Below are 17,336 nucleotides of genomic sequence, written 5' to 3' on the forward strand. Positions count from 1 at the left end.
TTTCGGCAATCGCCGCTTCGCCGGAGGAGAAATACCCGTGCCCGATCTCAAACCCCGTCCGCGCTATCACACAGACGCCTTCACCGACCCCGCTTCCGTCGCCGAGCGGCTGAAGGAAGCGGCCGAGAAGGACGGTCCGACGGACTACGCGAACAGGATCAACCTGGAACTCCTGGCGCAGCTCGTGGCGATCCGGCGGCACACGTTGATCATCGCCACGATCGTCGTGATGTGGGCGGTCCTGACCGCGATCGGGGTCATCGTGATCATGAACAAGCTTCCCAGCACCGGATCAGCCGTCTCCCACTATTGAGCCGGCCAAGGAGCCGCCTCCTCCAGCTGCGCCGCCAGCGACAACAGCAGCCCCTCCCGCCCAAGATCCGCCGCGAACTGCACCCCCAGCGGCAGCCCGTCGTCGTCCCGGCCCAGCGGGAGCGAGATCGCAGGCATCCCGGTCACGTTGAAAACGCTGGTCCACGCCGAATACGCGCCCGCGTGCTCGTAGATCGACGCCGGATCGGTCGTGTCCAGCAGGCCCAGCGGCGGGGCCGGGAGCGGCAAGGTCGGCGTGAGCAGCACGTCATACGAGGTGAAGACCTGCCCGACTTCCCAGCCGATCTCCTGTGCCCGGCGCAGTGCGCGGTGGAGCTGGTTCGCGGTCAAGCCGCGGTAGTGGTCGAGCAGCAGCGCGGTGAACGGCTCGACGTCGCCCGGCTCGAGTTCGCGGCCCAGTGCGGCCAGCCGGTCTTCGACGATCACCACCAGGTCCGCGCCCATCAGCACTCCGCCGGTCGTGCGGACGTCCGGGACATCGAACGGGGCCACGGTTTCCTCGACGCGGTGGCCGAGTTCCTCGCACAGTTTCGCCGTCTGCTGTACCGCCGCCAGGCACGCGGGATGCGGGTCGACGCCGGTCCGGGCTTGGGTGGCCAGGCCGATGCGGAGGCGGCCGGGCGCACGGCCGGCCGCGTCGAGGAAAGTGCCGGGCGGGGTCGGGGCGGCGAAGGCTTCGCCCGGGAGCGGTCCGGCGATCGCGTCCAGCAGGGCTGCGCTGTCACGGACCGTCGTGGTGACCGCGTGGGCGACCGAGACCGGCGCGGCGAGGGTGCCGGAGTCGGGGGCGCCGGTGGTGCGGCCGCGGCTCGGTTTCAGGCCGACCAGGCCGCACATCGCCGACGGGATCCGGATCGAGCCGCCGCCGTCGGTTGCGTGGGCGGCGGGGACCAGGCCCGCGGCGACGGCGGCTGCCGAACCGCCGCTGGAGCCGCCGGGTGAGCGGGACCGGTCGCGCGGGTTGCGGGTCGGGCCGTGCAGTTGCGGTTCGGTGCTCGCGTTCAGGCCGAATTCCGGCGTGTTGGTGGTGCCGAGGATGACCAGGCCGGCGCGTTTGTAGCGGCGGATCAGTTCGCTGTCCACAGTGGATACAGCAGAGGCGAACAAGCGACTGCCCTGGGTGGCGGGGAGTCCGGCGACCTCGGTGCCGAGATCTTTGACCAGGAACGGGACTCCGGTGAGCGGGCCGTCCGGCAGTCCGGCGTCGATTTCGGCCAGGGCGGCTTCGAAACGGCGGCCGACGACGGCGTTGAGCCGCGGATTCGCCTGCTCGATGCGGGTGATCGCGGCTTCGGCGGCCTCTCGGGCGGACAGGTCGCCGCGGCGGATGGCGGCGGCGGTATCGAGGACAGAAAGCACAGCGAGGTCTCCTCAGAAAAGCTCAGCCGAAGAAGGCTTGGCCGCCGTCGAGCGGCACGGTGGCTCCGGTCAGGTAGCGCAGATCGGAGCCGACCAGCGCGACGACGGCGCGGCCGATGTCCTCCTCGCATTCCCCGATCCGGCCCATCGGAATGGTCGCGACGAATTCGGCGGCCTCTTCCGGATTGTGTTCGGTCCACCATTTCAACCCGGGCGACAACGCGTGCGGCGCGATCGCGTTGACCCGGATCCCGTCGCGCGCCCACTCCACGGCAGCAGTGCGCGACAGCGAGCGCAAGGCTTGTTTCGCTGCGGCGTAAGCACCGTAGGCGGTGGGATCCCAGCGCACCATCGCTGAGGTGACCAGGTTGACGATCGAACCGTCGCCGGTCGCCTTCAAATGCGGGTGGGCGGCTTTCATGAAGGCGAAAGCCGCGAACGGGCCGGTCTCGAAACCGCGCGCGAAATCCTTGTCGCTCATTTCCAGCAACGGACCGAAGGCACCGGAGTATGCGTTGTTGACCAGGATGTCCAGTCGGCCGAACCGCGAACCGACCTCGTCGACGACGCCGGGAATCGACGCGGTATCCGCGACATCGCACTCGAACGGTTCCGCGGAAGCTCCCCGCTCGCGCAGGAGGCGGCAGGTCTCGTCCAGTTTGCCGCGCGTACGCCCGAGGACGGCGACCGACGCCCCCTCCCCCGCCAGCGCCAGCGCGATTCCTTGCCCGACGCCTTGTCCGGCGCCGGTCACCAGGGCCACCCGGCCCGCGAGCGTGTTCATCGGCCTCCTTCGTCCGGGGCAACCGGTCGTGCGACGTGTTTCGCCACGAAAATGCCGTCCGCGGAAACGCAGACCTGGCCGTCGGCGAGAATCTCGCCGGTCGTGTGGATCCGCCGGCCCTCGCTGGATTGCTGCCGCGCACGCACGGTCAGCTCCTCGAACAACGGGGTCGTCCGGTGGTAGCGGACGCTGAGGGTGCCGGTCATCCCGTCCGGTCCCGGCCCCCAACTGTTGGCGACGCCGAGCGCGTGATCCAGCAGCAGCGCGGAAATCCCGCCGTGCACGCAGCCGGGCGGGCCCTGATACGGCAAGCCGAGCGTCACCGTGCCGGTCACCGATCCGTCCGGCAGGCCGTGCAGGCGCAGCGGCGGCGCGAGCGCGTTTTCCGGGCCGGTGACAGGATCGTGCCGAGGCCGCCCGGCCCACATTCCGACGAACCGCTCCTGGCGCTCCGGCGCGTGTTCTTCCAGTTGGGCGGCGATCCGGTTGAGGTCGCGGGCGATGTCGGACATCGGTGCGGCGCTGCCCGCACCAGCGTGCAGGAGCGCGTTGACGACCCGGCGCGCGGCCGCGGCGGCAGCGTCGATGCCGTCGTCATTCGGGACCGGTGACAAGGGAACGTTTTCGGCGTAAGTCGTCATCAGTAGTGCGCCGCCGGGCGGAGGGTCGCCTCGGCGCCGCCGTCGACGTAGACGACCTGGCCGGTGATGTGCGTGGTCGCGGCGTCGGCGAAGTACACCAGCACACGCGCGACGTCCTCCGCGGCCGCGTAACCGTGCAGCGGCATCGGGACCGCTTTGTCCATCACGGCCTTCATCTTCGGGTCGGCGAAAAGCTCGTCGGTCATCGGCGTCCGGACCACGCCGGGCGCGACCACGTTGACCGCGATGCCCGCGTCGGCCCAGCCCGCCGAGACGGACGTCCGGCGCGCCCATTGCGCGATCGCGGACTTCGAGGACGGGTAGAGCTGCAGCGCGCGATTGTCCGCGATCGCCTCGCGGGCAGCGGTCAGCGCGGCTTGCTCGTCGCCGCGCAGGCAGGCCTCGACCACCGCGGGGTCGTTCGGCTGGGTGCCGGAGATCGAGCCGACCAGGACGACCCGCGGCGACTCGGACTTCGCGAGCAGCGGCTGCAGGGCCTCGATGAACTCGGTGCTGCCGAAGTAGTTCACCGTGACCATGGCTTCGCCGGGATTCGACGTTCCGGCGCAGGTGACGACCGCGTCGACGTGCCCGGTGCGCTTGCCGACCTCCTCGGCGGCGGCGGCGCGGCCGTGCGGGGTCGAGAGGTCCGCGTCGACGTCGCTGCCCGCGAGGTCGACGCCGAGGACCTGGTCGCCGCGTTCGGCGAGGAGACCGCTGAGCGCCGCCCCGATCCCCGAACTCGCTCCGGTGACGACGACGGTGCGCGGCATGACGGCCTCCTGAAGTGTGGTTCCGGGAACGGCCGCGACGCTACGGGGACTCCGCGCGCGCACGGCGGGTCGATCCCGGTCACCGGGAGAAGCCGGTCAGCGGCCCAGTCCGGCCAGCAGCAACCGGCACGCCAGCACCGTGTCCGCCTCCGCCTCCTCGGCGGTGATGTGCCCGTTGAGCTGCGAAGTCAGCACGCCGTACCAGGTCTGCTCGATCAACCGGACCAGACGGCGGTCGTGGTCACTGGGCTCGGCCACCCCGGCGACGCGCAGGATCAGATCGGCGAACTCGACCGCCGCGGCCATGTTCGGCGACTCCCCCGCGACGGTCGCGTTGTTCGACTGCAGCATCGCCTGCGCGAGCCGCGGCCGTTCCAGCAGGCGGCGGGCGGCGTCGACCAGCACGCGCGCGACCGCCTCGGCCGGTTCCTGCCCGGGTTCGACCGGGACGCTGTTGCGGTCCAGCTGCTCGACCTGGCTGTGCAGCAGCGCGGTGAACAGGATCGTCTTGGACGGGAAGTACCGGTACAGCGTGGCGATGGCGACGCCGGCGTCGCGGGCGACGTCGAGCATCTGGATCCGGTCGAGACCGTGCTCGGCGCCGTGGTCCGCGGCCGCTCGCAGGATGCGCCGGTAGCGCTCCTGCTGCGCGGGCGAACTCGGCGTGGCCGGCGCCCGGTTTTCGGCGACTCTCGGCACCGCGACTCCTCCGCTCGTGATCAGGCCATTCTCTCCCACGATCCTCCCACCGGGCGCCGCCGCTACCGGTGAGTGGGATGACCGCGCCCGGGCGCGGCGGCGATGCGGTTGGCTCGCCGGGTCGCGACGACTTGGAGGACTCATGGCTTTCGACGACCAGTTCGACGTGGTGGTGGCCGGCTCCGGCGCGGGCGCGCTGACCGGCGCGTACCTCGCCGCCCGGGCCGGGTTGCGCACCGCGGTGGTCGAGGGCGCGGACCTGCTCGGCGGGACTTCCGCCTACTCCGGCGCGGCCTGCTGGCTGCCCGGCACACAGGTGCAGGAGCGGTTCGGCGTCGCGGATTCCACCGCCGCCGCGCGCGAGTACCTGCGCGCGCTGCTCGGCGAGGACCGGACCGGGCGGCAGGAGGCGTTCCTGGCGAAGGCGCCGGAACTGGTCGCGGCGCTGGAGGCGGATCCGGCGCTCGAGTTCGAATGGCGGGCGTTCCCGGACTACTTCGACCGGCCGGGCCGGGTCCCCGGCGGACGCTCGTTCGTGCCGGTCGACCTGCCGCTCTCCGAACTGGGCGACCGGGCCGAACTGGTGCGTCCGCCGGTCGACCGCGACCGCGCCGGCCGCGGGCACCGGGACGCCCCGCTGGACGGCGGCCGCGCGCTGATCGGCCGGCTGCTGCTGGCCTTCGACGCGACCGGCAACGGCACTGTGTTCACCGGAACTCCGGTCGACGAACTGGTGGTCGAGGACGGCCGGGTCGTCGGCGTCGGTGCCGGCTCGAGGCGGATCGGGGCGACCCGCGGCGTGCTCATCGGCGCGGGCGGGTTCGAGCGGAACGCGGACCTGCGGGAACAGTCCGGCGTGCCGGGCTCGGCGGCGTGGTCGATGGCACCCGCGGAAACGAACCGCGGCCAGGTCCTGGCGGCGGCGCTCGCACTCGGCGCGGCCGTCGACCTGATGGACGAGGGCTGGTGGTGCCCGGGAATCGCGATGCCGGACGGCGGCGCGTCGTTCACGCTCGGCTTCCGCGGCGGTCTCGTCGTCGACCGCGACGGGCGGCGCTATGCGAACGAGTCGCTGCCATACGACCAGATGGGCCGTGAGATGGCAGCAGACCCGGCGCGGCGGGTCCCCTCGCACCTCGTGTTCGACAGCCGGGAGGGCGGCCGGCTGCCCGCGATCGCGTTGCCGGGCGGACGGCCGGACGACCATCTGGCGGCTGGCACCTGGGTGGAGGCGGACACGCTCGCGGAACTGGCGAAACTGATCGACGCTCCCGGGTTGCCCGAGACGGCGGCCCGGTTCAACTCGTTCGCCGAAGCCGGGCGCGACGAGGATTTCGGGCGGGGCGAAGACGAATACGCGCGGCATTTCGCGAATCCGGTGCTGGTGCCGGTGGATCGCCCGCCGTTTCGCGCTGCCCGGCTGGTGTTGTCGGACCTGGGCACGAAGGGCGGTCTGGTGACCGATCCGGACGCGCGGGTGCTGCGCGAGGACGGCTCGGCGGTGGCAGGTCTTTACGCGGTCGGCAATTCGGCGGCGTCCATGACCGGAAGCTACTACCCGGGTCCGGGAATTCCGTTGGGCACGGCGATGGCTTTCGCGGCGCGGGCCGTCGACGATCTGGTGGCACAGGCCGGAAAATAGCCGGATTGCCGCGCAGCCCCACACCACCGCGGGCCAGGCGCGTCAACCGAGCACCGTGCCCGAGCTTTCCGTGTTGCGAGGGCGTTTGCGGGAGAAGGCCGAGAGGTCGATCTCCAGCCCGGTGTGTTCGCCGAGGTACTGCGCCGGTCGCGTGTCGTGGTCCGTGCCGTTCTCGGTCTGTTCGATGATCGCGGCGAGGAACTTGCCGACGACCGGGGCGTTTTTGAATTGATTGCCGCTGGTGCCCATGGCGACGTAGAACCCGTCGAGCCCGGTGCGGTCGTAGATGGGGGTCCAGTCGTCGGCGACGTCGTAGACCCCTACCACCCCCCGCGCCCGGTTCGGGACCGTCAACTCGGGCAGCCGCCGGGCTGCGCGGGTCACTTGCGCCTCGAACACCGCCATGGTCGGGTGCGTCGCGACCGCGTCCGGGTCGTCCGCCCACTGCAGCGGATCGCACTCCGGTTCCGTGCCGCCGACCAGCAGACCCCCGCCGGGCTCGCCGCGCAGATACGTGCCCAGGTCCATGTCCGCCACCGAAATCCCGACCCCGGCACCGGATTGATACCCCGGCGGCGCCGCCACGTGCGCGACCTCCTGGCGCAACGGCCGGCACGACACCGTGAAATCCGCGCCCACCCCGGCCAGTTCGTTGACGCGCGTCGACCACGGGCCGGCGGCGTTGACCACCACGGCACACGGAATCCGGGTCCCGTCGCCCAGCACTACCGCACTCACGCGGCCATCGGCCCGCTCGACGCCGCACACGGTCGTGCGGAAGCGGAACTGCGCGCCGTGGAACCGCGCGGCGGCGGCCAGGTTCTGCGCGGCCAGCGCCGGATCGGTCACGAATCCCGCGTCGGGCGTGTACACCGCGCCCAATGCGGACTCCGCGTCCGCCCAGAACCGGTTGTCGTCAAGGCGTTTCGGCGGCCAGTAACTGCCGACGTCGATACCCGGTATCCGTTCCCGCAGCTCCGCGCTCGACCACTCCTCGAACGGGACCCCGGCCTCTTTGAACAGCGGCACATACGCCGACCGCGGCGCGGCAGGGACGTCCAGCATCGCCAGCCCGCACCGCTCGAACCGGGCCGGCTGCCCGACGTCGCAACCGAGGTGCTCCGCCCACGCCCGCCAAGCGAAATGCGCCTCCCAGGCCGCGGAGACCCCGGCCAGCGTGGAAAAGTTGAACCGCACCACCGCACTCGAAGCGGCCGTGGAACCGTGGCCTGGAGCCCCGGCCTTGTCGACGACCGTCACGCGCCACCCACGCCTGCCGAGTTCCAGCGCGACCGAAGCACCGACAACGCCCGAACCGATCACCACGACATCGGCGGCCATGGAACCCCACTCCCCTCACGGAAACCCCGTGCGCCACGCCGGGCACGCACGATGACACGGCCATTGTCGGCAGGCGCGCAGTCGCGCGGCATCAAGCATTCGCCGCATCTCCGCGCGCGAAACCGCGACCACTGTCGACCCGCGGTGCCGCCTGTCCCCTGCGTCAGCCGACCTGACCGCGCAGCCTGCACGCGTCATCTGTCGCGCCGGACCGCCACCGCGCACGACAGGTGTCGCTTGTCCTCGAAGGCGTGGTGGGAGACAGTGGACGCTGGCCCGTACCAGCGGAGGTAAGCGCTCATGGCTGATGAGCTGCAGGAGGTCGTGGACACCCTCGCCGAGCGGCTGCAGCGGTCGGTGGCGATCGACGACCCGCAGATCCGGCTGCTCGCGGCGAGCCGCCATTTCGGCGACGAGGACACGACGCGGGTCTTCTCGGTGCTCAACCGCTCGCTCGACCCGCGGTTGTGCGAGCAGATCCTCGCCAAGGGCATCGCGCAGTGGACCAGCCCGGGCCTGGTGGCCGTGCCGAACGAAGGGACGCTGCCGCGGCTGTGCGTACCGATCCGCTGTGCCGGTCTGCTGCTCGGCTACCTGTGGCTCATCGACCCCGATGCCACGCTGACCGAGCACGACAAGGAGAGCGCGCGGGAAGCCGCCGAACGCGCCGGCGTCGTGCTGTACCGGGACCTCATCGTGCACGAACGCACCCGGGCCCGGCACGAGGCGATCCTGTGGGAGCTGGTGGCCACCGACCCGGCCATCCGTTCGCAGGCGGTCGAGGACCTGCGTGCCGAGCAGCTGTTCCCCGCGACGGCCATGCACTTCCAGGTGCTCGGCGTGCAGCACCGGGGAGCCGAATCCCCGCAGACGGTGGCCATGGAGGCGGCGCTCGAGGACGCACAGGACACGATCGCGCAGTACTGCGGGGCGCAGGGCTCCGCGCTCGTCGCCGCGAACAAGTCCCGGGCCTGGTTGGTGATCGCCCAGCCGCGGCCGTTGTCGCGGCGCGAGACGGAGACCGTCTGCGACCGCCTCACCGCACGATTCGACCAGCTCACCCACCACGACGGGCAACTCGTGCTGGGCATCGGCGGTCCCGTCGCCCGGATCGAGGACATCATCGAGTCGTACCGGCAGGCTTTCCTCGCAGTGCGCGCGGCACAGCTCGTCCCCTCCGTCGGACCGATCGCCCGCTGGGACGAACTGGGGCCCTACGCGCTCCTGATGAAAATGCCCGCCGAGGATCTGCTCGCCGCCGCGCAGGTGCCGGCGCTCGCCGTCCTGGAACGCGAGGACGGCCAACGCGGGCTCGTCACGACGCTGGAAGCGTTCCTCGACAACGCGGGCGATGTCGCCCGTACCGCGGGCGAGCTCAAGGTGCACCGGGCCACCCTGTACCACCGGCTCAAACGCATCGAAGCGATCACCGAATGCGACCTGAACCGAGGCGAAGACCGGCTCACCCTCCACTTGGGACTGAAACTGCGCACCCTGGCCGCCGCCTACCGCAACCAGACGGCTCCGGAGACCTCTTCCGCCGCGCTGCGCTCGGTGTCCTGACCCACCAGGAAAGCGCACCCCTCAGCCGCAAGACTGCTGGGCATGACGTTGGCGCCGCCCAAGCGGATTTTCCGCCTGCTCCGCCGGAAACCACCGCACCAACGCCATCATCTCTCACAGGTTGCCGGCAGCTGGCTTCATCCCGAGATGGTCCATGACGAACGCGAGGATCTCCGCGTGGTGTTCGATGGCCTGCGCCCGCGTCGCCGGCAGGTGGCCGTAGTCCTTCCGGACCCGCAGCAGCGGCTTGTTCGCGGCGCTGGCCGCGCGCAGCCGCGCGGTGAAGACGCGGCCGTGGAACGGCTCGCAGCCGAAGTCGTGCTCCCCGAAAATCTGCAGCACAGCCGGATGCCGCACGCCGACGCGAACGTTGTGGTACGGGGAAAAGGCGGCGAGACGACGGGAGTCCTCGGGGTCCGTGACGTCCCCGTAGTCCTCGAGGAACGCCCCGCGCGCTTCCTTGGCCGCGGGGTTGCCGGGGCTCTGGAACTCCAGCATGTCCAGCAGCGGCACATCGGCCACCACCGCGCCCCAGAGATCCGGCCGGCGCACGAGCGCGACGCCGGCGAGCATGCCGCCGTTGCTCTTGCCGTAGAAGGCGAGCCGTCCGGGTTCGCTGACCCCGGTCGCGATCAGTTCGCCGGCGACGGCGAACAGGTCGTCGAAGGTGTTCTGCTTGTTGGCCAAGCGCCCGGCTTCGTACCACTCCCGGCCGTATTCGGCGCCCCCGCGAAGGTTCGCCTGCACGTACACGCCGCCCGCCGCGAGGAACGGCCCGACATTCCCGAGGTAGTGGGGCATCAGCGCCTGGTTGAACCCGCCGTAGGCTTCGATGAAGGCCGGCTGCGGCTTGCTGCGGTCGAGATCGGGCCGGTGGACGACGAAGTACGGGATCCGGGCGCCGTCCCGGCTCGTGGCGAACGCGCGGTCGACGGTCAGGTCCGGAAAGGCCCGGCCGCTCTCGCTCAGCCGGACGAGTTCGTTCGTCTCGGGCAGGTAGCGGTAGTCCACCGACGCCTGCTGGAAAGTCTCGTGGGTGAACGTCAGCTCGGTGGAACGCTCGAAGCGGCGGGCGGCCATCGCGGTGGGCGAGGAACCGGAACCGGGCATCGGGACGGCCGCCTTCGCCTCGCCGGTCGCGCCGACCACCCGGAACTCGACCGCGATGTCCCGGATCTCGCAGACGACCAGGTCGTCGCCGAGCTTGCGGACGCACCGCAGGACCGCTTCGGACTCCGGCACCAGTTCGCGCCAGGTGCGTTCGTCGGCGGAGGTGGCGACGGGGACGGCGACCACTCTGCCGCGCGGCGCGTCGCCGGTGACCACCGCGACGTAGGTGTCGTCGTCGTACCACACCCCGTGGCACTCGCCGCGGTAGTCCGCGGGGAGGAAGGGCCGCCATTCGCCGGTGGCGCGGTCCAGGAGGCGGCAGGCGATCTGCTCGTGCTGCCCGGCGAGGGCGACGACCCGGGCGCCGCCCGGGGACACCTGCGCGGTCAGCGTGAAGGTGTTGTGCGGCAACTGGTCGCAGGGGAACACGGTGTCGGCCTCGGCGGGGACGCCCGCGGTTACCGGGACGAAGCACAGCCGGTGCTCGCCGGTGTCCGTCCGGTCGGCCGTGTAGAACCCGGTACCGTCCGGCAGCCAGCCAGGAGTCGCGCCCGCGGCGACGTGGCGCGGCGCCTCGACCGGCAGCATCCGGCCGTCTTCGGTGCGGACGACATGCAGCGTGCCGATCGTCTGTCCCAGCGGGTAAGCGGCGAACACGACCCGTGCTCCGTCGGGGGCCGGTTCGTACCAGAGCAGCTGCGAGCCTTGGCCGAACGCGGGGTCGCGCGGGTCGACGAGAAGAGTGCGGGGGCCGTCCGCGGTTTCCGAGACCCACAGGCCCAGCGTCGGGTCGTCGGCGGCGACCGCGGCGAGCCGGAACCAGAACCGGCCCATGCGGCGCGGCGTCGTGGTCCCCCAGATCTCCGCGTTCGACGGCTGGTCCGCGACGGTCCGTCCGAGCTGGTCGCGGATCTCGCCGAAGTGCGCCCAGCCGCGGATCGCGGCCGTGGTGGCGGCGTTCTCCCGTTCCTGCCAGGCGAGCGTCTCCGGGGTGTTCTCCCGCAGCCAGCGGTTCTCGTCGGTGAACGTCACCGCCCCGACCGTCACGACCTGCTCGCTGGTATTCCCGTCCGCCGTTTCCGTCGTCACCCGTGCTCCTCGGTTCTGTGTGGGCAAGGAACGCGCTCCGCGCCAATCGTGCGGTTCAGCTTAGGATTCGCCGTCGCTAGCGGCCGCAGACAAGCGTTGCGACTCCGCGCCCGGGGACGCGACAGCTGTCGCCCGCGCCAGATGTCGGACCGCCGCGCCGAACTGCCCGACGTTTGTCCAATTCTCCTCGGCGAGTCCGCATCGCAAGCTGGGTACCGGGTTCGCCGCCTTCGCCCCCCCGCCTGGAGGTATTCATGTCCGCACGCACGGTCGACCTCGTCACCCGCAACGTCGTCGAGATTCCCGCGGAACCGGCCGCGATCTGGCCGTTGCTGCTCGATCCGGACAGGTGGAAACAGGGGGCGAAACCGGTTCGGGAATCGGGTGAGCCGGGCGCCGTCGGGGAGGTCCGGGTCGCCCGGGAGACGATCGACGGCGTCGAGTACCGCCTGGCCGTCGAGACGGTGGTGCTCGAACCGCCTTTCCGCAAGGTCGTGAAGCTGCTGACCGGAGCCCCGGACGATCCCGGGTGGGCCGCGTGGCAGCTCGTCCCGCTGGCCGGCTCGACGCTGGTGAGCTACGAGGTCTACAGCCGGCACGAAATGGACGGCGCGATGACCGCGGACGATTACCGGGCGGCGAACCGGCTTCGCTTCGACGCCGAACTCGCCACGCTCAAGCGGCTGGTCGAGGAGGAGGTGGCGGGCGATGAAAAATGAAGTGGTGGCGAGCGGCCTGCCGGCGCCGAGGGGCCGAACGCGATCGGTGAGCGCGTTGCTGGTCGGTGCCGTGCTCGTCTACGGCTTGCTCGAAGCCATGATCGTGCCCGCGCTGCCGCTCATTCAAGGCGGAATCGGCGCCACTCAGGCGGAAGCCGGATGGATCATCTCGGCGATGGCGCTCGTCGGCGCGGTCGCGACGCCGGTCGTCAGCAGGCTCGCCGACATCCGCGACCGGCGGCGCGTTTTCCTCGGTGTGCTCGCGGTCGTCTTCGTGGGGATCGCGACCGCGGGGCTGGCCCCGTCGGTGCTGGTGTTCGCGATCGGCCAGGGGCTGCAGGGCGCCGGGGTCGGCCTGGTGCCGCTCGCCGTCGGCATCGTCCGCGACACCGAACCGCCCGAGCGGTTGCGCCGGACGAACGGCCTGTTCGTCGGAGGACTGGCCGTCGCCAACGCGGCCGGGGTGCTGCTGGCCGGGCCGCTGCTCTCCGCGCTCCCGTACCAATGGCTGTACTGGCTGGCGTTGATCGTGCTCGTTCCGCTGCTGGCGTTCGCGGTTGCCGTGATGCCCTCCTATCCGCCTTCGGTACGCGGCAGGGTCGACTCCGCCGGCGCAGCCCTGCTCGGCCTCGGAGTGGTCGCGCTCCTGCTGGCCATCACCTTCGCCGCCTCGACCGGGTGGGCGTCGGCTCCCGTGCTCGGGCTGGGCGCGGCGGCGATCGTCGCGCTGGCGGGGTTCGTCCTCGTCGAGCGACGCGTCGCCGACCCCCTGGTGGATCTGCGGCTGGGCGGCTCCGCGGTGCTGATCGTGCACGTGACCGCGTTCGCCGCGGGAGTGTCCTCGGCGGTGCTGATGATCGCGGTGCCGAGAATCGCGGCGGCGCCGGCGGCGACCGGGTACGGGCTGGGTTCGACCGCGGTCGCCACCGGGCTGATCATGTTCCCGCTCGGGGTGCTCGGCGCGGTCTCCGCCCCGCTGACCGGCCGGCTGGAGCGGCTGGTCGGTTCGCGCATGGTGATGGTGCTTTCCGGGGCGCTGCTGCTCGCGGCGGGACTGATCATGGTGAGCGGCCGGTCCAGCGCTTTCGTCCTCGCCGTCGGCGCCGGACTGGTCGGGGTGGCCATCGGCACCGGGCTCACTCAGGGCGTCAACATCATCGCGCTCACGCTTCCCGCCGACCGCGTCGCGAGCGTGACCGGGCTCGCTTACGTGCTGCGCGCTGTCGGCAACGCGGTCGGCGCCCAATTGGCCGCCACCGTCATGGCCCTCGACCTGCTTCCGGGCACCCAGCTGCCCACCTGGAACGCCATCACCTGGGTCTTCCTCGGCGCGGGCGCGGTAGGGGCGCTCGTGGCAGCGGTGTCTTTCCGGCTCCCCGCGCGGCTCACCGCCGCACGCTGAACCGCGCGCATCCGTCCGACCAAGGAGACGCACATGGCCCCGACCGTCCGAGCCCTCGCCGACCGGGTGTGGGACCACGTCCTGCGGACCGAGCCGCACTACGCGCTGCGCGCCGGCCGTCCCGTCGAGCACCTGCCGAACGGGTCACTCGACGAGGCGGAAGAACGGGCCGCGACGGGCCGGTCCGTGCGTGCGGCACTCGCCGAGACCGACGACGCCGCGCTCGACCGGGACACGGCCGCGCTGCTGCACTTCATCGCCGACCAGTGGGCGTGCGCCGACCAATCGTGGTGGTGGCACTTCCCGGTCGCGCCTTACCAGCTGTTCGAGCTCAGCTTCACCGCGCCGCAAGCCTTCGGCGCGATCACTTTCGCCGACCCGAACGCCGATGTCGAGCTTTTCCTTTCCCTCGCTGGGGATCTCGCTCGGCGGGTACGCGGCGCGGAGGCGAAGCTTCGTGCGCAGGCCGAGCGCGGATGGGGAACGCCGCGAGCGGCGTTGCCAGGATTCGTCTCCGCCGTCGTCGGCCTGCGCGCCGCGACGCAGCGGTGGCTCAGCCTGGACGAGCATCGCATCGAGCCCCTCTCCCCCGCACTGCGCGGCAGGCTCGCCGACGGACTTGGCCGCGCCGTGACCAACGACGTACTGCCCGCGGTCGACTCCCTGCTGCGCTACCTCGACGGTCCGGCACGAGACACCGCGACACCAGGGGTCGGGCTCGGCCAATACCCCGGCGGCGAGCAAGCATACCGGCGACTGGTACGGCAGTACGCCTCCTATGACATCTCACCAGAGCAGGTGCACGACATCGGGCAAACCCAGGTCGCCGAGCTCACCGAGAAGATGGCGAAACTGCGCTCCGAGATCGGGTTCGACGGCGACGAAGCCGCCTACCGGAGCGTCCTCGACGCGGACGAACGATTCCACGCCCGCCGCGCCGAGGACGTCGCCGCGACCTACCAGCGCCACCTCGCCGCCGTCGAACCGCTGCTGGGGCATTGGTTCTCGGTGCTGCCCAAGGCACCGCACACAGTCGAACGCCTCGATCCCGAACTCGAAGCCGGACTGTCCTACGGGTACTACGAACAACCAGGACCGGCCAATCCCGCAGGCCGCTACCGCTACAACGGATCCGGGCTCGACAGCCGATCACAGATCAACGCGGCGACCCTGATCTTTCACGAACTCGTTCCCGGGCACCACTTCCACCTCGCGCGCCAGGAAGAAGACACCGCACTGCACCCGATCCGCGGCAAGTTCGCCCCCGAACTGCTCGGCGCCTACACCGAAGGCTGGGCCGAATACGCCGCCTCGCTCGGGACCGAAATGGGCCTCTACGCCGATCCCTGGGACCGGTACGGCCACTACGTGCACCAGCGCCTCACCGCGCAACGACTCGTCGTCGACACCGGGCTCAACGCGTTCGGCTGGTCCTTGGAGAAGGCGGAGGCGTACATGGCGGCCACGACCTTGGAATCGCCGCCTCAAATACACACCGAAACGCTGCGCTACTCCACTGATATGCCCGGCCAAGCGCTTGGCTACCGCCTCGGGTTCCTCAAGTTCTGGGAACTGCGCGAACAAGCCGCGCGGAAACTCGGGGCCGCCTTCGACGTCCGCGCCTTCCACGAGGTCGTCCTCGGTCCCGGTGCGCTCCCGCTCACCGCCGTCAGCGAGAACACGGCAGACTTCGTTGCGGAGCAAACCACCGGATGACACCGTGGTCCGCGCTATCCCTTCGGCGGGGTGAACGCGGCCAACTGCTCCGACCCGGACCAGTCATGCCCCCAGTAGCTGTCCCGGGTGATCTCCTCGGCCGTATAGAACCGCTCGTCCACCAGCATTCCCTCGGTCCCGTACTCCAGATCCCACCCGCCCGGAGCCCGGACGTAGAACGACACCATCTTGTCGTTCGTGTGCCGACCCAGCGTCGACGACACCGAGAACCCGCGTTTGCCGACCTCGTCCAGGGCGCGGCCGACGGCATCGAGGGAGTCGACCTCGACCATCAGGTGCACCAGGCCCGGCGGTTCGCCGTGCGGGGCGGGGCAGATCGCCAGGCTGTGGTGGCGCTGGTTGACGCCCATGAAGCGCACCCGGCGGGGTTTCTGATCGGGAGCCGCGCCGCCCATCGCGACCGCGCCGCGCGGCAGGAAGCCGAGGACCTCGGTGTAGAACGTCTCGACCTCGGCGAAGTTCGTGGTCGGCAGCACGACGTGGCCCATGCCCTGTGCGCCGGTCACGAACTGCTGCGTCCACTTCGTCCGGACCGGGTCGTGATCGAGGACCGGGCCGAAAAACACCTCGACGGGGGTGCCGGACGGATCGTCGAAGGTGAGCGCCGAATCCACGCGGCGTTCGCGGCATTGCTCTTCCGACAACACTTTCACCGCGGTTCCGGACGCCTCCACCGCCCGCCCGACCGCGGCCAGCGCGAACTGGTCGCGCACCTCCCAGCCCACCGCGAGCACCCGGTCGTCCTCGCCGGGCAGCACGATCAGCCGCGCCTCGCGTTCGTCCATCCGGAGGTACAGGCCGTCGGCGACCGGGCCGGACGTTTCGGCGAAGCCGAGCGCCTCCACGGTCAGTTCGCGCCAGCGCGGCAGGTCCCGGCTCTGGACCCGGAGGTATCCGAGCCCTCGGATCTCGGTCATGGCGAAACTCCTTGCGGGATAGGAAGGTTCAGATCATGGAGAGCATCGGGCCGGGTGGCGGCTCGACGTCGAGGTCGGTGAGCGCGGACGCGTGGAACACCGAACCGGGCACGTGGATCGCGTGCGCCAGGCCCATGTGGCCGTCGCGCCAGAACCGCTGGATCGGGTTGTCCATCCGCAGGCCGTTGCCGCCGCTGCGGGCGACCACCTCGTCCATCGCGCGCACCGCCCGCCATGCCGCGGCGACCTGGGTGCGGCGCGACGCGGCACGGTCGGCGAGCGTCACCGGCTCCCCGGCCGCTGCCTTGTCGTAGAACCGGGAAACATTGTCCAGCATGGCGATTCGCGAGGCTTTGATCTCTTCGGCGGCGGCGCTGATCGCGAACAGGACGTACGGGTCGTCCTTCACCCGGGTGCCGGTGATCTGCACGCGAGTGCGTTGATATGCCAGATGCGCGGCCAGCGCGCCCTCCGCGATGCCGATCACCGCGGACGTGATGCCGAGCGGGAAGATCGTGGTGAACGGGACGCCGTACGTCGGGTTCGTGCGGCCGGATTCCCGCAGCGCGCTGCCGTCGGTCATCCGGCTGAACGGGACCGCCCGGTACTCCGGAATGAACGCGTCCTTGACGACGATGTCCTTGCTGCCGGTGCCGCGCAGGCCGACGACATCCCAGGTGTCCTCGACGATTTCGTAATCCGCGCGAGGCAGGATCACGTGGTAATTCCGGGGCGGCTGCACGACATCGCCGTCCGCGTCGCCGAGGAATCCGCCGAGGAAAATCCAGTCGCAATGATCGGTGCCGGACGAGAACTGCCACCGTCCGTTGAAGACATACCCGCCGTCGACCGGCTTCAGCACGCCCATCGGCGCGTACGGCGAAGCGATCCAGGTGTCGTTGTCCGCACCCCAGATTTCTTCCTGGACGCGACGGTCGCAGAGCGCCATTTCCCACGGGTGCACGCCGACGATCCCGGCCACCCAGCCCGTCGAACCGTCGAGCGAAGCCAGCCGCATCACCGTTTCCGCGAATTCGCGCGGATGCGCTTCCGCGCCGCCGTAATCGGCGGGCTGGAGCATTTTGATCGCGCCGGTTTCCCGGAGCACCTTCGCCGCTTCGTCGGCGAGCCGGCCGAGCCGCTCGTTTTCCGGTCCGAGCGCGGCGATCTCCTCGGACCGCTCCTCGACGGCGGCTAGAGCGGGATGGGTCATGGCGCTTCCCTTTC

Annotated in this window: 15 protein-coding genes; 6 read left to right on the forward strand and 9 right to left on the reverse strand. The window is 70.8% G+C overall.

All coding sequences use genetic code 11. From position 1 onward, the window contains the following. Positions 1-37 precede the first annotated feature (37 nt). Positions 38-313, forward strand: coding sequence for a hypothetical protein (locus L3Q65_RS19455; RefSeq protein ID WP_237600480.1), 276 nt, complete (start codon positions 38-40; stop codon positions 311-313). Here the strand turns inward: L3Q65_RS19455 and L3Q65_RS19460 are convergent. The 5 genes from L3Q65_RS19460 to L3Q65_RS19480 form a co-directional block, all read right to left on the reverse strand. After that, complete coding sequence (locus L3Q65_RS19460) at positions 307-1,692, reverse strand: amidase (protein ID WP_237600481.1); 1,386 nt, start codon at positions 1,690-1,692, stop codon at positions 307-309. The genes L3Q65_RS19455 and L3Q65_RS19460 overlap by 7 nt on opposite strands. A gap of 22 nt (positions 1,693-1,714) precedes the next feature. Next, positions 1,715-2,476 (reverse strand): SDR family NAD(P)-dependent oxidoreductase, encoded by a 762-nt coding sequence (locus L3Q65_RS19465; RefSeq protein WP_237600482.1) that lies wholly within the window; start codon positions 2,474-2,476, stop codon positions 1,715-1,717. Further along, positions 2,473-3,117: a PaaI family thioesterase gene (locus L3Q65_RS19470; RefSeq protein WP_182893240.1), complete on the reverse strand. Its 645-nt coding sequence runs from the start codon at positions 3,115-3,117 to the stop codon at positions 2,473-2,475. Before L3Q65_RS19470 ends, L3Q65_RS19465 begins: the two co-directional genes overlap by 4 nt. After that, complete coding sequence (locus L3Q65_RS19475; protein WP_237600483.1) at positions 3,117-3,890, reverse strand: SDR family oxidoreductase; 774 nt, start codon at positions 3,888-3,890, stop codon at positions 3,117-3,119. The genes L3Q65_RS19470 and L3Q65_RS19475 overlap by 1 nt, the downstream gene beginning before the upstream one ends. Positions 3,891-3,986: 96 nt before the next feature. Continuing rightward, positions 3,987-4,589 carry a TetR/AcrR family transcriptional regulator gene (locus L3Q65_RS19480; protein WP_182893242.1) on the reverse strand — a complete coding sequence of 201 codons (603 nt, stop codon included), beginning with the start codon at positions 4,587-4,589 and terminating at the stop codon, positions 3,987-3,989. A gap of 142 nt (positions 4,590-4,731) precedes the next feature. On the opposite strand from L3Q65_RS19480, the gene L3Q65_RS19485 reads away from it, so the two are divergent. Further along, entirely contained in the window at positions 4,732-6,231 is a 1,500-nt protein-coding gene (locus L3Q65_RS19485) for an FAD-binding protein (protein WP_237600484.1), read from the forward strand. 42 nt (positions 6,232-6,273) lie between these two features. Here the strand turns inward: L3Q65_RS19485 and L3Q65_RS19490 are convergent, their stop codons facing one another. Continuing rightward, a complete protein-coding gene (locus L3Q65_RS19490; RefSeq protein ID WP_182893244.1) occupies positions 6,274-7,572 on the reverse strand; it encodes an FAD-binding oxidoreductase in 1,299 nt (432 codons plus the stop codon). 300 nt (positions 7,573-7,872) lie between these two features. On the opposite strand from L3Q65_RS19490, the gene L3Q65_RS19495 reads away from it, so the two are divergent. Continuing rightward, entirely contained in the window at positions 7,873-9,135 is a 1,263-nt protein-coding gene (locus L3Q65_RS19495) for a CdaR family transcriptional regulator (protein WP_237600485.1), read from the forward strand. A gap of 114 nt (positions 9,136-9,249) precedes the next feature. On the opposite strand, the gene L3Q65_RS19500 is transcribed toward L3Q65_RS19495, so the two are convergent. Continuing rightward, complete coding sequence (locus L3Q65_RS19500) at positions 9,250-11,334, reverse strand: prolyl oligopeptidase family serine peptidase (RefSeq protein ID WP_237600486.1); 2,085 nt, start codon at positions 11,332-11,334, stop codon at positions 9,250-9,252. Between the two features lie 254 nt (positions 11,335-11,588). Here L3Q65_RS19500 and L3Q65_RS19505 point away from each other — a divergent pair, with 254 nt between their 5' ends. Genes L3Q65_RS19505 through L3Q65_RS19515 form a run of 3 tightly spaced genes read left to right on the forward strand, consistent with a single transcriptional unit; the run spans position 11,589 to position 15,171 of the window. After that, positions 11,589-12,053, forward strand: a complete 465-nt coding sequence (locus L3Q65_RS19505; RefSeq protein WP_182893247.1) for an SRPBCC family protein — start codon at positions 11,589-11,591, stop codon at positions 12,051-12,053. After that, entirely contained in the window at positions 12,043-13,455 is a 1,413-nt protein-coding gene (locus L3Q65_RS19510; RefSeq protein WP_182893248.1) for an MFS transporter, read from the forward strand. Before L3Q65_RS19505 ends, L3Q65_RS19510 begins: the two co-directional genes overlap by 11 nt. 33 nt (positions 13,456-13,488) lie before the next feature. Next, positions 13,489-15,171, forward strand: coding sequence for a DUF885 family protein (locus L3Q65_RS19515; protein ID WP_237600487.1), 1,683 nt, complete (start codon positions 13,489-13,491; stop codon positions 15,169-15,171). Between the two features lie 14 nt (positions 15,172-15,185). Here L3Q65_RS19515 and L3Q65_RS19520 read toward each other — a convergent pair whose 3' ends face one another. Continuing rightward, entirely contained in the window at positions 15,186-16,109 is a 924-nt protein-coding gene (locus L3Q65_RS19520) for a VOC family protein (protein ID WP_182893250.1), read from the reverse strand. A 28-nt stretch (positions 16,110-16,137) separates the two neighbouring features. Next, on the reverse strand, positions 16,138-17,322 hold the full coding sequence (locus tag L3Q65_RS19525; RefSeq protein ID WP_182893251.1) for an acyl-CoA dehydrogenase family protein: 1,185 nt from the start codon (positions 17,320-17,322) through the stop codon (positions 16,138-16,140). Positions 17,323-17,336: the final 14 nt, after the last annotated feature.

Source organism: Amycolatopsis sp. FU40 (assembly GCF_021903635.1).
Taxonomy (GTDB): domain Bacteria; phylum Actinomycetota; class Actinomycetes; order Mycobacteriales; family Pseudonocardiaceae; genus Amycolatopsis; species Amycolatopsis dendrobii.

Coding starts and splice junctions, on each gene's coding strand:
- L3Q65_RS19465 (WP_237600482.1), bottom strand. CDS start 2,476: ATGAACACGCTCGCGGGCCGGGTGGCCCTGGTGACCGGCGCCGGACAA.
- L3Q65_RS19470 (WP_182893240.1), bottom strand. CDS start 3,117: ATGACGACTTACGCCGAAAACGTTCCCTTGTCACCGGTCCCGAATGAC.
- L3Q65_RS19475 (WP_237600483.1), bottom strand. CDS start 3,890: ATGCCGCGCACCGTCGTCGTCACCGGAGCGAGTTCGGGGATCGGGGCG.
- L3Q65_RS19485 (WP_237600484.1), top strand. CDS start 4,732: ATGGCTTTCGACGACCAGTTCGACGTGGTGGTGGCCGGCTCCGGCGCG.
- L3Q65_RS19490 (WP_182893244.1), bottom strand. CDS start 7,572: ATGGCCGCCGATGTCGTGGTGATCGGTTCGGGCGTTGTCGGTGCTTCG.
- L3Q65_RS19495 (WP_237600485.1), top strand. CDS start 7,873: ATGGCTGATGAGCTGCAGGAGGTCGTGGACACCCTCGCCGAGCGGCTG.
- L3Q65_RS19505 (WP_182893247.1), top strand. CDS start 11,589: ATGTCCGCACGCACGGTCGACCTCGTCACCCGCAACGTCGTCGAGATT.
- L3Q65_RS19510 (WP_182893248.1), top strand. CDS start 12,043: ATGAAAAATGAAGTGGTGGCGAGCGGCCTGCCGGCGCCGAGGGGCCGA.
- L3Q65_RS19515 (WP_237600487.1), top strand. CDS start 13,489: ATGGCCCCGACCGTCCGAGCCCTCGCCGACCGGGTGTGGGACCACGTC.
- L3Q65_RS19520 (WP_182893250.1), bottom strand. CDS start 16,109: ATGACCGAGATCCGAGGGCTCGGATACCTCCGGGTCCAGAGCCGGGAC.
- L3Q65_RS19525 (WP_182893251.1), bottom strand. CDS start 17,322: ATGACCCATCCCGCTCTAGCCGCCGTCGAGGAGCGGTCCGAGGAGATC.